Source organism: Streptomyces sporangiiformans (genome assembly GCF_005768555.2).
Classification (GTDB): Bacteria; Actinomycetota; Actinomycetes; order Streptomycetales; family Streptomycetaceae; genus Streptomyces; species Streptomyces sporangiiformans.
Map to the genome: position 1 here is coordinate 45,240 of NZ_VCHX02000079.1, position 14,515 is coordinate 59,754.

14 protein-coding genes and 6 pseudogenes are annotated in these 14,515 nt (G+C 68.4%); 10 read left to right on the forward strand and 10 right to left on the reverse strand.

All coding sequences use genetic code 11. The features are described 5' to 3' along the window. Positions 1-799 precede the first annotated feature (799 nt). From FGD71_RS08310 to FGD71_RS50385, 6 genes and pseudogenes are all read right to left on the reverse strand, one after another. Positions 800-1,123: a hypothetical protein gene (locus FGD71_RS08310; protein ID WP_119099739.1), complete on the reverse strand. Its 324-nt coding sequence runs from the start codon at positions 1,121-1,123 to the stop codon at positions 800-802. A gap of 15 nt (positions 1,124-1,138) precedes the next feature. Beyond that, positions 1,139-1,475 (reverse strand): annotated as a pseudogene (locus FGD71_RS08315) (ATP-binding protein); the annotation flags it as partial. Between the two features lie 49 nt (positions 1,476-1,524). Further along, the gene (locus FGD71_RS08320; RefSeq protein WP_119099740.1) at positions 1,525-2,358 is read right to left on the reverse strand and encodes a MerR family transcriptional regulator; all 834 of its coding nucleotides are present in this window, start codon (positions 2,356-2,358) and stop codon (positions 1,525-1,527) included. A 313-nt stretch (positions 2,359-2,671) separates the two neighbouring features. After that, positions 2,672-3,064, reverse strand: a pseudogene (locus tag FGD71_RS48560) (alpha/beta fold hydrolase); the annotation flags it as partial. 138 nt (positions 3,065-3,202) lie between these two features. Beyond that, positions 3,203-3,404 (reverse strand): annotated as a pseudogene (locus FGD71_RS08330) (transposase); the annotation flags it as partial. A gap of 222 nt (positions 3,405-3,626) precedes the next feature. Then, complete coding sequence (locus tag FGD71_RS50385; RefSeq protein WP_478130114.1) at positions 3,627-3,827, reverse strand: phage terminase small subunit; 201 nt, start codon at positions 3,825-3,827, stop codon at positions 3,627-3,629. A 126-nt stretch (positions 3,828-3,953) separates the two neighbouring features. Here FGD71_RS50385 and FGD71_RS08335 point away from each other — a divergent pair, with 126 nt between their 5' ends. After that, the gene (locus FGD71_RS08335) at positions 3,954-4,808 is read left to right on the forward strand and encodes an alpha/beta fold hydrolase (protein ID WP_119099741.1); all 855 of its coding nucleotides are present in this window, start codon (positions 3,954-3,956) and stop codon (positions 4,806-4,808) included. A gap of 171 nt (positions 4,809-4,979) precedes the next feature. Here the strand turns inward: FGD71_RS08335 and FGD71_RS50090 are convergent. After that, positions 4,980-5,141: pseudogene (locus FGD71_RS50090) on the reverse strand (transposase); the annotation flags it as partial. Positions 5,142-5,334: 193 nt separating this feature from the next. Here FGD71_RS50090 and FGD71_RS08350 point away from each other — a divergent pair. Together FGD71_RS08350 and FGD71_RS08355 are read left to right on the forward strand one after the other, a co-directional pair. Beyond that, positions 5,335-5,727 (forward strand): SgcJ/EcaC family oxidoreductase, encoded by a 393-nt coding sequence (locus FGD71_RS08350; RefSeq protein ID WP_119099782.1) that lies wholly within the window; start codon positions 5,335-5,337, stop codon positions 5,725-5,727. Between the two features lie 318 nt (positions 5,728-6,045). Beyond that, complete coding sequence (locus tag FGD71_RS08355) at positions 6,046-6,714, forward strand: hypothetical protein (protein ID WP_140935845.1); 669 nt, start codon at positions 6,046-6,048, stop codon at positions 6,712-6,714. Between the two features lie 291 nt (positions 6,715-7,005). Here FGD71_RS08355 and FGD71_RS08365 read toward each other — a convergent pair whose 3' ends face one another. Beyond that, complete coding sequence (locus FGD71_RS08365; protein WP_119099743.1) at positions 7,006-7,764, reverse strand: VOC family protein; 759 nt, start codon at positions 7,762-7,764, stop codon at positions 7,006-7,008. Here FGD71_RS08365 and FGD71_RS48570 point away from each other — a divergent pair. The 5 genes and pseudogenes from FGD71_RS48570 to FGD71_RS08380 form a co-directional block, all read left to right on the forward strand. After that, positions 7,763-7,951: pseudogene (locus FGD71_RS48570) on the forward strand (nucleotidyltransferase domain-containing protein); the annotation flags it as partial. The gene FGD71_RS08365 and the pseudogene FGD71_RS48570 overlap by 2 nt on opposite strands. Before the next feature lie 3 nt (positions 7,952-7,954). Next, complete coding sequence (locus FGD71_RS48575) at positions 7,955-8,164, forward strand: hypothetical protein (RefSeq protein WP_240436467.1); 210 nt, start codon at positions 7,955-7,957, stop codon at positions 8,162-8,164. A 438-nt stretch (positions 8,165-8,602) separates the two neighbouring features. Continuing rightward, entirely contained in the window at positions 8,603-8,776 is a 174-nt protein-coding gene (locus FGD71_RS47305; protein WP_162931070.1) for a hypothetical protein, read from the forward strand. Between the two features lie 555 nt (positions 8,777-9,331). Continuing rightward, the gene (locus FGD71_RS08375) at positions 9,332-10,627 is read left to right on the forward strand and encodes a serine/threonine-protein kinase (RefSeq protein WP_240436462.1); all 1,296 of its coding nucleotides are present in this window, start codon (positions 9,332-9,334) and stop codon (positions 10,625-10,627) included. A gap of 88 nt (positions 10,628-10,715) precedes the next feature. Next, positions 10,716-11,273 carry an RNA polymerase sigma factor gene (locus FGD71_RS08380; RefSeq protein ID WP_181359151.1) on the forward strand — a complete coding sequence of 186 codons (558 nt, stop codon included), beginning with the start codon at positions 10,716-10,718 and terminating at the stop codon, positions 11,271-11,273. Positions 11,274-11,940: 667 nt separating this feature from the next. Here the strand turns inward: FGD71_RS08380 and FGD71_RS08385 are convergent. After that, on the reverse strand, positions 11,941-12,333 hold the full coding sequence (locus FGD71_RS08385) for an ATP-binding protein (protein WP_276147125.1): 393 nt from the start codon (positions 12,331-12,333) through the stop codon (positions 11,941-11,943). Positions 12,334-12,463: 130 nt separating this feature from the next. On the opposite strand from FGD71_RS08385, the pseudogene FGD71_RS48580 reads away from it, so the two are divergent. After that, positions 12,464-12,613, forward strand: a pseudogene (locus FGD71_RS48580) (LysR family transcriptional regulator); the annotation flags it as partial. 334 nt (positions 12,614-12,947) lie between these two features. Here FGD71_RS48580 and FGD71_RS08405 read toward each other — a convergent pair. Continuing rightward, positions 12,948-13,349: a hypothetical protein gene (locus FGD71_RS08405; RefSeq protein ID WP_119099747.1), complete on the reverse strand. Its 402-nt coding sequence runs from the start codon at positions 13,347-13,349 to the stop codon at positions 12,948-12,950. 171 nt (positions 13,350-13,520) lie between these two features. Between FGD71_RS08405 and sigJ the strand changes: the two genes are divergently transcribed. Further along, positions 13,521-14,474: an RNA polymerase sigma factor SigJ gene (gene sigJ, locus FGD71_RS08410; protein WP_119099783.1), complete on the forward strand. Its 954-nt coding sequence runs from the start codon at positions 13,521-13,523 to the stop codon at positions 14,472-14,474. The last annotated feature ends 41 nt before the right edge of the window (positions 14,475-14,515 follow it).

A 14,515-nucleotide genomic window follows, 5' to 3' on the forward strand; every position in this document is an offset into this window, starting at 1 on the left:
CCCGAACCGGCGCCGCCGCGCCGGGCCGCCGCCGTGGCCGCCGGTGCAGTGGCTGTCACGGAACCCGCCCAACCCTGCGCCTGAACGGACCGGTTGACCTAAGGTCTCTGCATAACCGCAGGCGTACGCTCAAGTCAACGGTGTTTCCTGGCTCCTTCCTGCGCCCGGCCGCAGGGCGTGCGGGCGCAGGACCTCAAGAATCCGCTGGTGGTCCGGCGCCGGCACCTCCGCGTCCAACCCCGTCCCGCGCGCCGCGGTACCACCGAACCTGGCACCGCCGGACACTGCCCGCAACAGCCTCGCCGCTCATCGGCGCTGGCACGGAGACGACCTCGGCCGCCGTCTCCCGAGCGATCAGCGGCCGTTGCAGCAGCCTCTCCACCTCCGTCGGCTCCACTGTCGTCGCGTGCTTGAGGAGCCGGACCGCGAGCCGATAGGCCTCCTCCCGCAGGGGGCCCGCCGCTCCCGCGCGGTCGCATCCCTGTCGTCGGCCGGCCTCAGCACCGACGCCACCACGCACCCACGCACTCGTCCCGGGCTTGGTGGCGGCCTGCAAGGTGTCCTCGTGGCCCGCTTCGTCGGCGAGGCGAACTGCGGTTTTGGGCAGCGCTTTGTGCTCACAAGGCGCGGAAATGTCGACGAGAGACAGCAACGCTGCCGGTTCCGGTGCCGTGATGGCGGCCGGCCGTCGGGCCGCGTCAAGGTCGCGAAGGGCGCGTCCTCGCCCACTGCTCCCAGGTGTTGGGGGAATGCTTGGTGATCCTCGTGCGTCGATGCCGAGCAGCCGACCTGCTGATGTTCATGGCGGCGGCCAGACGTTGCAGGCTTCCGCCGGCAGCGGTGTAGGCGCGGAGCACACCGTCCCGGACACCCTGGAGGCGGGGCGGGAGCCGGTCAAGGCCGCGCAGAGCCGCAATCCAGTCGCCAGGAGCGGGGCCGGTGTGCCGGGGTCGCGGGAGTTGCGCCCGGTGCGGAGCATGCCCATGGCCCACAGATAGCTGTCGAAGATCTCGGCCATGAGGGTGGCGTCCTGGCCCATGGCCTCGGTCTCCAGGGCAGTCAGGGTGATGGTGATCTCTAAACCACCGCTTTGATCGTCGCCGGATCGGCAGGAAACAGTCATCAGCCCCCCAGGGCACTATGGATGATGTGAACCGTGCCCCATTGTCCTGGTTCGTGTGTCAGCCCGCGGTGTTCTGTTCCTCCCGGTCCTGGCGGTGGCGAGCCGGTAGGACTCGGTGCCAGTTTCGATGATGCTGCCGCCGAAACGTGAGCCGGTCCACGATGGCCGCGTAAAGCCGCGGGTCAGTGAATGCCCTGGTCCGTCCTCCAAAGGAGTCATTGGAGGCAATGGTGACGCTGTTCTTTTCTTCCAACTCGGTCAGAACCTGGAACGGCAAGTCCGCGCCGTGACGGTCCACTTCGATGTATCCGGGCCCGTCGATCGCGAGGGGATCGACGCCGTCGTGGCGGGCGGCCTGTCGAAGAGTACTGGGAGCCCACCGAGCAGGCCCCTGCCCGCCGTCACCGCTCACGCCGGGAACGCTGCACCGCAGTGTCTTCCCGCCCCGTTCCGGCCGCACCCCGTGCGGGGTCCACGCGCTCGAGCTTGGTCCAGCCGGTCCAGCCTCGCTTCTTCAGCAGCTCGATCAGCTGACGCGCCGGCGGCACTGTGTCGAACGCCAGTGTGTCCATCAACTTGACGAGCGGTGGCTCGATGTCGGCGTCATCGACGTAGTCCTCGCCCTGTTCGTCGGCCAACTGCGTGATGTACGCGGCCAGTTTGTCGGCGAGCTCGACCAGCCGTGGGTCGTCGTCGGTGCGGTCGAGTGCCTGGCTCAGGGTGAGATTGAAGCCGATGAGCTCCGGGTCGGCGATCTGCTCCCGCTTGCGTGCCATCCACTCCGGGACTCGCTCGGGTGAGTGCGCGGCCAGCGGGATCCAGCCGTCCCGTTCGACCTGGACGATCCGCTCGTCAACCCCGAGCGCCCGCAGCCGGTCGAGATACTCGACCACCTCCTGAGGCAGTGCCAGGTTGTCCCCGGCGGTGAGGCGGGCGATCCGCTCACGGTGCCGTTGCCGCTCCCGGATCTCCGCCCGCAGACGCTTGTCGATGTCTGCGACCGCCGCGGCGAACTCCTCCTCGTCGGCCTGGAGCAGCTCCCGTACGCGCGCCAGCGGGACCCCGGCCTCGGCGAGGGTTCGGATCTTGATCAGCTCGACCACGGCGCCGGCGTCGTACCTCCGATAGCCGGAGTGGTCCCGCTCCGGCTCCGGCAGCAGCCCCTTGGCGTGATAGTGCCGCACTGCGCGCACGGTCACTCCGGCGTACGACGCCAGCTCGCCGATGGTCAGCATCGGACCAGTCTCCTAGAAGCTGTTCAAGACGTCGGCCTGTCGGCTGGGTGGTGTGCGCTCCGGATGATCTCCGCGATTTCGGGGGCGTGGGTGAAGACCAGCCGGTGGTCGGTGTCGAGATGATCATGTCGATCGGGCGGTCGATCTTCCGGTACCGGTCGAGGATTCCGGACCGAACCACATCGATCTCGAGGTTCAGGTCGTGGATGTCCTGTGCGGTGAGCACCACCTGACACGCAGTGTTCCTGGCCCGCTCGATCTCTTGCCGCGCCACCAACTCCTCCGCCATTGCGCGGAATTCCGCCAGGTCAGCGTCGGTGATGAACGGTTCTGGCAACGGGTTCGCCCCGTCGATGAGAACAAGCCCGGCGACGGTGTCAGGACACTCGGAGGCATAGTGCACGACCAGGTCCGCGCCCAGCGAGTAGCCCACAAGCACGGGCGCCGAGGGCAGGTCGAGCTCCGCCAGCACGGCGACGAGATCGCTCAGAAACGCGTCGAAGGAGTACCGGTCGGTGGCCGAGGCGAGGCCATGGCCCCTGAGGTCGAAGGTCACCACGTCGTGGTCGCGGCGGAGGAGCCCGGTCAGCTCGTGCAGGTCGGCCTGTGTCGAGTTCAGTCCAGGACACAGGACCAGCGGTCGTCCCCGGCCGCCGCGGGATACCGGGATCCTGACGCCGTCGTGGTGGACCGTGAAGTGCCGCATCGTCCTGTCGCCTCTCTCGATCCCATCACCGTCGTCGGTCGGCGTGTCGGTGATCGTCCGTTGATGAGGTCTCTGATCGGCTCCGGCGGCTCCCTCGTGGTCGCCGTATGACTTGCGTGGTCCGGCGACCTCGATCGCATTGTCGGTCTTCCCGGAGGTGCCGGTGTACTGCCGCTGCACCCCGGCCGAACGGACGCCCTTCTTGATGAACCCCGTCTCATCCACGATCAACACGCAGTCCTCGGCGCCAAGATGCTCCAGCAACCAAGCCGCGGATCTCGTCCCGCACCGCGTCCGCATCCCAACCGGCCTGGTTCAGCACGCGCTGCACGCCGTCCGGCCGATCCAGGCATGCAGCGCGTCGAGTCCTGCCGCCCAGCGATGTACCACATCAGCCGTGACGTCCCCACCCATGACCAGCTCCATGACGGTGACGTCCGGCCGCTGCTGACGGCCTGACCTCGGGGTGGAGCGGGAAATACCATGACGGCCTGGAACAACTGGGCGGATCACCGGTCGGAGTTGAGATTCCGGCTCATCGCTTGCGCGACCTAGAACGCCGTCATCCAACCCGACGCCTCGTGGAACCGCGCCTGTCCGGACTTGCGTAGCACCGATACCAGCGCTTGGCGACCGGATGCCACGCGGTATCAGCCCTGGGGGCCGTCGTAGAGCGACCAGTGGGTGTCTTGACCAACTTCGGGCCGTCCGACTTCTTCGGACGCCGCCTCCGATCTCTTCTCTTCGGTGCCGGTCCCGGCATCGCCCATCACCTCCTCCAGCATCCGCACGCTCGTGCTCAAGTCGCACCGCAAGTGCGCACTCCCCGTTCGACGGAGATCTTTGATCCGGTGCTCGAGATGCTGTGTGCCCCCTACAGTGAAGCCCAATGACACTCCTACATACTCATGACTATGGGGGCGATGGCCCGCAACTGGTTCTACTGCACGGTTACGCACGGTCGCTCACCGACTGGGACGCCTCGGCCGCCCTGCTCACCGCCGGGCACCGGGTCCTCGCCGTCGACCTTCCCGGGCACGGCCGCTCTCCCGGTATCTCCTCCTGGACCATCCCCAACGTGGTGCGGCACATCGCGGACACGCTCGACGCGCATGGCGTGCCGGAGGCCGTTGTGGTGGGCCATTCCCTCGGCGGACTGGTCGCGGTCGACTACGCCCGGGCGAACCCGGGCCGTGCCCGTGCCGCCGTGAATCTCGATGGCTTCTGGTGGGGACGCGAGTACCCCGGCGCTGAACGGGTGAGTGAAGGGCTGCTGGCGTCGGCCGGGGCCATCGCGCCACCCGAGTACGTCGAGGAGCAGGTCATCGTCTCCGCCCGGTTCGGGATTCCCGCCGACCGTGCGGAGGCCGCTGCCCGCGCGGCCGTACGCCCGTTGCCCGACGGCAAGTGGCAGACGCTGCCGCAACGGGCGGAGGCGCTGGAGATCGTCGACGAACTCCACAGGCTCGGCGCGCTCGGTGTCACCACATGGCTGGACGGGGTCGACTGCCCGCTGCTGCTGGTACAGGCCGGCCGACGGCTACCGCCTGCGCCTGGCATGGAGTGGTTCGACGAATTCAGCGCCCGGTTCGCGCAAGGGGTCTCCGAGGAGCTGGCCGCGGTCTCCCGCACCCGGCCGACGATCAGCGTCAACCGGATCGACGCCACCCATCTCATGAACATGGAGACTCCCGAAGCGGCGGCGACGCTGGTCGCCGGGTTCGTTGGAGGACTGCCCGGCTAAAGAATCCGGCACGCCTCACGAACCCCACTTCGCCGTTCTCCCGCCGCTCGAATGCGGACTCGAAGAAGCCCCGTTGACCTGCTTGCGCGGATCAACGGGGCTGTCTGCCATGAGTCGCTGTCTGTGGACGGGGGTTCGCGGACCTTGGAACCTCCACAGAATGTGAGCTGCTGTCTGCGCGAAGATGGTGCGGATGGTCGCGGCGGCCATCTCCGCCGAACCCTTTTCGACCACCGCAAACACGTCGCGGACGAAGTGAACGGGGCACCTTCGCCGGGTCGACCCCAGGAAGACAGTCCGGGTTGCGGCGACCAGTCCGCTGTGGCTGTCGGCAGGACACGGTTCTCACCCCTGGCTGGGCCTTCACCATGGACGGCTCTCCCTTGCGGCTGGCCGGCAGGAAGGCTGTCGACGCCGTCACGGCGGGCGTCCCGCCGAGCTGGGCAAGGTCTCCTTCGTTCCCCTCTCTGCCGAAAACGTCGGTGGCCTTGACCTCAAGCTTGCTTGAGGTCACAGAGTGAACTGCATGAACACCGAAACCGCAGACATCAAGGCCATCGAACAGATCGTGGCCACCGTCGAACGCACCCAGCGCGCCAAAGACGCCGAGGGATTCCTGGCGCTCTTCCACCCCGACGCCCTATGGACAACTGGCCACGGCAAGGTCCTGATTGGGTTCGACGCAATCGCTGAGTTCACCCGTGCCGTGCTGCCCAACGCCAGCTGGGACGGCGAGGTCACCTACGAGGCAATCCACCTGCAGTTCTTGCGGCCCGACGTGGCGGCCGTCAAGGTTCGGCAGGTCTACCACTCGGCAGAGGGCGACACAGAGGGCGCCCCGCTCTACGTCATGACCAAGCAGGATGACGGAACCTGGCTGCTGCACGCCTGCCAGAACACCGAAGTCCGGGCCGATTAGGACTCCTCAGGGCAATCAGTTGCGGAGCCAGATCACGAGGGCTGCAGCAGTGACAGAGGTCGCGAAGAGCTGAGTGCCGGCCTCTGTCGCGACTGTGTGAAGACAAGCACGAAGAATTGCCTGCTGCTCGCGGTCGACATGTCGCCGTGGCTGCGACTCTGACGCGCCGTGCTCGGGGGATCGGCTGCTGTGCCCGGTCTACGGCATGCGAAGAGCGCGTCCCAGTTCACTCAGGGCCGGCCCAGGTCCCCGGAGTGCGGGTGCCCTGCCCTCACTTGGCATAGTTGACCACGCCAAAGTGGCAGGGAAGGAAGGGTCATGGACGAGGAACCGGAGCGCTACCGGGTCGAGTTCGCGAGTGGTACTGCCGCCTCGGTGGCGCAGCGGCGCTCCTTCCGCGACCACGAGCGCAACGATATAGAGCCCGACCTGCCTGGCTGGCCCCCTGGACAGGCCTTCGCGGTACGGGGGTTCTACGGCAAGCTCGGCCGACACGTCCGTACTGTAGTCACCGGGCTTTTGATGTTGCCGCTGTACATCATCGCCAGCGCCCTCGGCAGTCCCGCGTCGCCCGACAAGCGGGGGAAGTTGGAGGAGCGTGAGAACGAGGTCGACGACTTCCCCGTCATGTGGGCGGGCGTGGGCGAGACGGCTCGTACGCTGCCCTGGCAGCTCGATCCCTCCCGGCGGTCCTGGCGCATGGTGACCGAGATCGAACTGGCCGAGTCTGAGGGGCTCGTGCGCATTACGTCGTACGAGGACACGGCGCGGGGCAGTCGGTTCGTCGCTTGGGGCGGTGGTGAGAAGGTTCCGGGATCCGATGCCGTCCTCTGGTCGTTGCCTCGGAAGGAAATCGCCGGCGTGGAGGTCAAGCGATTCAGCATGGCCGAGTCCGACTTCAAGATCTCCTTCCGGGATGGGTCTTGGGCCCGGCTGACGACGACTTCGTCGGACGGTGCGCGGAGGATCGCGGCTCTCCTCTCTTAGGTCGTTTTCACTCGGCCCCCGGCCGCCCGGGCACCAAGAACCGGCAACCCGCACCCCGCTACGAACTCGGCAAGACCGTCGCACGCGCCGAGACCCTCGCAGAACTTCACGTGTCCCGAAGACAAAGATCAAGCTGACGGCGTCGCCTGCCCCGAGGGCGAGTTCGGAAGAGCGAGCTGATCTCGCCCCCGACACGGGGGCTCTCGCCGCCCGAATCGACAGAGATGCCGCAGCCCAACCCACCCGGGGCCATGGCGCATGAGCACACAAGGCCCACGTGTCGGGGTGTCATTAAGGCGCCGCGTCAGGACGGGGGGCGAGGACGCAGAACTCGTGGCCCTCCGGGTCGGCCAGGCACGTCCACGGGACGTCGCCCTGGCCGAGGTCGAGGTCGGTGGCGCCGAGGGCCCGCAGCCGGGCCACCTCCGCTGCTTTGTCGTCACCGGGGTACGGCAGCAGGTCAATATGGACGCGGTCTGGCACGGTCTTCACGCCGGGCGTGCGGAGGAACTCAAGATACGGGCCGACACCCTTGGCGGAGCGCAACACCGCATGTTCGTCAGTCACCTCGTGCAGGGTCCAGTCCATCGCCTCACCCCAGAACCGGGCCATGGCCCGCGGATCCGCGCAGTCGACCACCACCGCGGCGATCGGCCCGGTGTCCCGGTAGATCTCCCGAGGCTCCAGCACGCAGAACTCGTTGCCTTCGAGGTCGGCGAGGACCGTCCACGGCACGTCGCCCTGGCCCACGTCGGCTGGCGTCGCACCTAGAGCCCGGAGGTGTTCGACCAACTCCGCCTGATGGGCCGCAGAGGTGGTGGCGAGATCGAGGTGCACACGGTTCTTTGTTGTTGTCTTGGGTTCCGGGACGGTAACGACGTCGACGCAGACGGCGGCCGGGTCCGGCCAAACGAATCCACCGACGGGTTCAACGTTGGTCACGCCGGGTCCCTCACTCGAGACACCCCAGCCGAGCGCCTCCGCCCAGAACCGGCCGACCGCCGAGTCCTCAAGAGCTTTTATGTTCACCTGAACAGGTCGCAGTGCCATGCCGGCGATCCTATGCGCCCGCTCTGCAACGACATCTGCAGGTACCGTCGCCAAACAGGGATCAACTGCTCACTCGCCAGACGAAGTTGGCACGGTGCTGGGCGGATCCGCTGCAGGGGGCCAATCCACTCCGAGCAGCGACTTCGACATCACGGTCCTCCTTCCTGATCACGCGACGAGACGTCGGGAGGTGCTTCGTCACGATGAGCGTCTGGCCGAAGTCTTCCTCAGCAGCCGCGCAGACCTGCGGACGGCCTTCGCAGAGGCCCGCGTCACGCGACGGGCAACGGCTCTCTTCCTCTTCGCCGAATCCATCGTTCTCTACGACCCGGACACCATGTCGAGGTACTTCGCCGGGAAGATGCCGTCCTCGGCCAGAGGCTACTCGACGGACATCTAGCCCTCGCCAGGCACGCTGGCCCCACGCCGCTGATGGCCTCAGTCAACCAGGAGCTGGACCCGACAGGCGGCCCCTTCCGCGAGGGTTATGTCGAGCGCCACCGGGTCTTCCGGATGGCCTGCGCCCGTCCAGTCGAAGCCGCGTCGGGCAGGCAGGTGACGGGGGATGCACCTGCCTGCCCGACGCGGGCATACCCGCTCACGGGGGGGAGCGGATACGACGGGGCCCTGGGCCCACTCCCTAAAGCGCAGCGCCGAGCCGCAGTGTCACACCCCCTACCGCCTGCCGTTTTGCCGGTCGGTGCAGGTGTGTGCGCGGCGCTGGGGCACGATGGCCTGCCGGTGCCGGTGCCGGTGCCGGTGGACTCGCCCGTGGCTCACGGTCATGGCTGGAAGGTCGCCTACAGTGTGGCCCCCTCTGATGGGGCAGGTGTGGGGGTTGGGTAGGGGTGAGGCGTTGCGGGCGGACCGGTACAGCCTGATCGAACCGATCGGGAGCGGCGGGACGGGGCAGGTCTGGCGGGCCTGGGGCACCGCTATGGGTCGCCAGGTGGCGGTCAAGCTGCTGGCAGCGGCGGGCGATGCCCCGGTGGTGGCGCAGTACTTCGCGTAGCAGGCACAGGCTGCGGCCCTGCTGGCGACCTTGATCCGCTCCTTGCGGCGCACGAGACCGTTGGTCCCAGGTGGGCCGGACGAGGCGAACCGGCTGGTGGGGGAGGAGGGTGGAGCAACCGCGGCCTGCAGGGGGCTGCCCGTGGGCGCGGTGTCCACACGCGTTCAACGCGCACTCGCCGGAGCCTGGTTCGCGCCGTCGCGTGGGCCCGCCCTCGCCGTCGGCCGACGGCGAGGGTGTGACATCTGCGGCGACCGGTGCGCTGTAACGGGTGGGCCGTGAGAGCGGCCCGTGAGAGCGGCTTTCCCTCTTGGGCGGGTCCTCGCGCAGTGAGTAGCAGCGTTCATCCCCCGGGCGTCTGCCTGCCCGGTGTGCCGTCAGCGGATCCGCGGCGTCTGCCCGGCGGGCGCCGAATCAGCCCCGGTGTTGGGGCGGTCGGTGCCGGGTGCGGGGACCTCTGTACGCTGGGCACCCTTCGGTGCAATCGCGTCATACCGCATGATTTCGGGTGCATGGTGCGATGTGATGTCTTCGGGGGAAAGGTGCTTTGTGGACGTGCTCGTGGCGGATCGGTACAAGCTCAGCGAACTGCTGGGGCGTGGCGCGAGGGGTGAGGTCTGGCGCGCCACGGATCAGGTCCTCAACCGGCCGGTCGCCGTGAAACTCCTGCACACCGACTGCTCGGAGCACGTGGCGGCCACCGACGCCGAACGCTTCCACCTGGAGGCTCAGACGGCCGCCTGCCTCAACCACCCCCACGTGGTCGGGGTCTACGACTTCGGTTCCCACGACGGCCGGCTCTACCTGGTCATGGAGCTCGTCGACGGCTGGACCCTGGCCCATGAACGGTCCCTACGCGGCGCCCTGGCCCCGCAGGAAGCCGCCGCCATCGCGTCGCAGATGGCGGCAGGCCTGGCCGCCGCGCACCGCCAGGGGGTGATCCACCGGGACATCAAGCCCGCCAACGTGATGCTGACTGCCGACCGCATCGCGAAGATCACTGATTTCGGGATCGCCCGCTTCGCCCACGATGCCGCCAGCACCCTGACCGCCACCGGCAAGATCGTCGGCTCCGCCGACTACCTGGCCCCCGAGCGCGCCCTCAGCCGCCCCTCGCAGCCCGCCTCGGACGTGTACTCGCTCGGCTGTGTGCTGTACGAACTGCTCACTGGCCACCCGCCCTTCACCGGCGCGTCCAGCCTGTCCGTAGTCCAGCAGCACGTCGACGCAACCCCGGTTCCGCCCACCCAGCTGCGCGGCGAGATACCGACGCCGCTCGCCGACTATGTGCAGCGCCTGATGGCCAAGGACCCGGCGCGACGCCCCACCGCCGACCAGGCGGCCGCCTGGCTGTCCGGCCCGGCGGAACCGCTCGGTCAGCCGACGCCGCATCAGGTGCCCCTGACCGGCCCGCGGCTGCCGCCTCCGCCGGCGGACCTGCAACGGACGGAAGGCCTCCCGGCAGTGGCGCGCACACGTGCCGCCCGGCGCCACGGCATGTCCCCCAAAGTCCTGCTCACGATCGGCGGGGTCATCGCTTTCGGAATCGTGGCAGCCATCGGCACGGCAATGACACCCGATGACAGTGACGGTGCCTCGCCGAACCCCGCGAGCACGCCAACGCCTGCCGACGCCGCACCGGCCACCGAGGAGACCACGACGCCACCTGCACCGCCGGCGTCCTCCGCGCCGGCGGCGGACGACGGCTACGACGAGCAACAGGCGAAGAATCAGGCCGAAGAGGATCGCAAGGCAGCGGAGGAGGAGCAAAAGCGGGCCGAGGAAGAACAGAAGAAGCCGGAGGAAGAGCGCAGGAAGGAAGCGGGAAAAGCGCAAAAAGGCGACGACTGACCCCCCAGGCACACAGCGGCAACAGCGGGTGCGTGGCGCGGCCCGGGACCCGCGTGGCATACCCCCGGACCGAAAGGCATACGCGGCAGTGGGCAGGCAGAGAAGACCGCGGCACTCCATACCGCGCGACGCGCAACTCACCGCTGCTGTGGCCCGCGCGCGCCACGGCAGCGAGGAAGGCTTCAAGACCGTCTACCGCACGCTTCATCCCGCACTGCTGGGCTACCTGACCGCCCGGCTCGGTGACGACGACAGGGCCGCGGAAGCAGCCTCTGCCCTCTGGCGGGAGATCGCCTACGGCGTGTTCACCTTCCAGGGCGACGGCGCCGACTTCCGCGCCTGGGCCGCGTCCCTCGCCCGCCGCCAGGTCCGGCACCACCCCCGGCCGGGCCCAGCCGGGGCTCGGGCAGGCGGCACCGACAATGCCCGGCGCGTGCTGTCAGCACTGCCTCCGGACCTGGCGGAGACACTGCTGCTGCGCGAGGTCGTCGGGCTGGACGACGCGGCAGCCGCACGCGTCCTCGGCACCACCGCCGCATCCGTGCAGACCGCAGCAGACCACGCCGCCCGGCTGGTGGCCGACTGCCTCGCATCCCGCCCCAAGCCTGATGGGCCTGACACGGAGATGGCCTGCGCATGGTGCTGACGCCTGCTTCCGCCAGAATCACGGCACTTGCCGCCCGCGGTGCTCTGAGCAGAACACTGCGAGAGTCGTCCTTCGGCGGGGCGGGACGTCGGCTCAGGGCGACGGTGATGCGCCGCAAGACCGCTGCATGACAAGACTGCCGTCAGCATCGGCCAATCCGGCGGGCGTCATCAGGTGGACGTGCCGACACGCGGGTGTGGCACTTGCGGCGCCCGGTGCGCTGTAACCGGTGGGCCTGATTACGGCCCCGCAGAGCCCGCTTCACCCCCCCCCGTATGCGGGTCACATCTCGTCACCGCCCCAGGACACGCACCCGCCGTTGGCGGCGCCGCCATCACGAAGCGTGGCTTTGTGTCTGGGCGGCCGGTGATGGCGAAGCAGCGGGACCTTGCCTGGCCTGGGCCGCGGACCGCACACCAAGCGCGCCCACACACCGGCCGCCTGCTCCCGGCAAGGGAACAGCCAGACTGTCGCCATACAAGTGCAAGTGTCCCGCGCCTGGATTGCTGGAGCGCCCCCTTGAGTGGGCGTTCCAGCTACCCGGCCATGGTGTACCACCCTGCTGGCGCGAAGTGACCATCGTCGGCGGGAAGCGGGCGTTGCCGCGCCGCCGGAGGGCGGAGGCTGGAGCCCGGTTGTCGCCGACGAGGCTGCAGCTGCCTCCGTGTCAGTGGGGCAGCGGCAGGACCGCGGATACCGTCTTTCCTTCCGGCCGGATGCGGACCTGCACATCCGCAGAGAGCTCCTGGACCAGGTGCCAGCCGAACCCGCCCGGCTCAGCTGCGCTTGTGTGCCGCGGCTGCGGGGCGACGGCACTGGCGTCTTCCACCGACACTGTCACTGTTCCCGGACCGTCCACCAGGCGGAGCGCGGTTACACCGCCGGCATGCCGTACCGCATTGGTGACCAGCTCCGACACCACGAGCAGCACCGCATCCGTGTCGGCCCCGCCTGCCGGAGCCAGCGCGGACAAAAAGCCGAGCGTCACATGCCTCGCTCGCTCCCCGGTCTGCGGACTTGTCCAGCCCAGGGGGTCGTGTTCTTCCTCGGGTGGATGCACGATTCAAGCCTCCGCTGAGCTGGACACACCGATGCTTTTTCGCCTGCCCCGAGATAATCCAGCCATGCCCGAACACCCCCATAACGGCGGTGACTGGAGGGCGATGAAGGTGGTGCGAGTGTCGTAAGCTCTGGCCCCGCTCGGCCACGACCTGCTCGCAGAGCTGGCCGCGGTGGCGCTGATCGACATGGCGCCAAGCCGAGTGGTGGCGGTGTGGAACGAGGGTGACACCAACCCGTTGATCCGATCGTTCATCGAGATCGCGACAGCCGCGTACCGTCAATCGCCACCGAGTCCTTTCCAAGCTGATGGCGGTGGTTCATTGCCTGCAGCGGGCTGTACGAAGTAGTGAAGCTCCATAGACGGGCTCTCGCTGTCCAGTCGATCCTTGTGCTGTCTGACCCTCAACTCATCGTGCGGCGACGTGAGATCGGGACTCGCTGGCGGCGTCCTCCGGCCGGACGGCAGGCCCTCTCGCGCTGGCCCATCCGCGCTGCGGCGACACCTACGGCGCCGGCGAGCAGGCCACGGTCGACCTGAAGAACTGGCGGCTCCTCGGCAAGATCCGGTGCAGCACCAACCGCATCTGACCTCGTCCGAGCCGTTCTTGCACTTCATCTCGCCGCATCAGCAGCCGGCAAGCGGGCGGACAGCACTCGGCCCAGCGCCAGCACGCTCAGGCCGAACATCAGGATGCCCAGGGGGACATGGAGTGACGGCATGTGCGCGATGCCCAGTACCACCTGCACCGAGGCGAGTACGAGGAAGCCGGACGCGTACAGGATGGGGCGGGGCGGCCCGCCGCCCGGCCGCCACGCCAGGATCGCGGCGAGCACGTACAACATCGATGCGCCGTACATCACGCGCGCTCCGGCGCTGTGAAGTATCTCGCCGTGGGGCGAGGACAGCAGCAGTCCGGCGGTGATCGCCTGGAAGAAGATGGCCAAGGTCTGCAGGGCGATCGCGACCTGCAGGAACGTGAGACTGCGGTGTTCTGACGTCGTCTGTGTGACCATGGCGCGGTCTCCTCTTCTGCCTCGCGGCGGTGGATCGGTAGTGTCTCGGTAGACCGACGACGTGGGCCCGTGAAATGTGAGGCGAAGCGCCGAACTCACGGGCCGGTGCGGTGTTTCGTCGAAGTGGCGAGAGCGGGATCGGACGAGAAGAACCAGGGAGCGGTCGCCACCATGAGCACCCCATCCGAGCCAGGACATGACCGGTCCGAGCCGGGTCTGAGCGCGATCGTCGGCGAGCGGCGCCAGCTGATCAACCTCGCCTACCGGCTGCTCGGTTCGCTGGCCGAGGCCGAGGACGCCGTGCAGGAGACCTACGCCCGCTGGTACGCGATGCCGCGGCAACGGCAGGAGGCCATCGAGTCGCCCGGCGCCTGGCTGACGACGGTGGCCACCCGCATCTGCCTGGACCTGCTCGGCTCAGCGCGGGCCCGGCGCGAGCGCTACGTCGGCCAATGGATACCCGAGCCGCTGCCCGACCGTACGGAGTGGATCAGCGGGCCGGCGGGCAGCGGCAGGGCCGATTCGGCCGACCCCGCCGACCGGGTCACCCTGGACGAGTCGGTGAACATGGCCTTCCTCGTCGTACTGGAGTCGATGACGCCGGCCGAACGCGTGGCGTTCATCCTCCACGACGTCTTCCGGTACCCCTTCGCCGAGGTCGCCGAGATCGTCGGCCGGTCGCCGGCGGCCTGCCGACAGTTGGCGTCCTCTGCCCGTCGACGTATTGGCGCCGCGCAGGCCCCGGCGGTTTCGACGGCCGGGCAGGCCGGTCTGGTGCGGCATTTCAAAGAGGCGTGGGAGGCGAGGGACATTGAGGCCCTCGTCGACCTCCTCGACCCGGACGCCACGATGATCGCCGACGGCGGGGGACTGGTGGGCGCCGTCCTCCGCCCGGTCGAGGGCAGCGAACGCATCGCCCAGTACCTGATCCACATCGCCGGCAAAGCCCCTGGGCTGACGCTCCTGGAGCGGACGGTCAACGGCCAGCCCGGCCTGGTCGCCCAGCATGCCGGTGTCACCGTGACCGTGGCGGCGTTCAGCGTCGCAGGCGGCCGCATCACTCGCATCTGGGCGATCCGCAACCCGGAGAAACTCCGTCCGTGGACCGAGAACGGACAGAGCTGACTTGGCATCACCATCAGCTTGGAAAAGCCTCATTGAGCTTC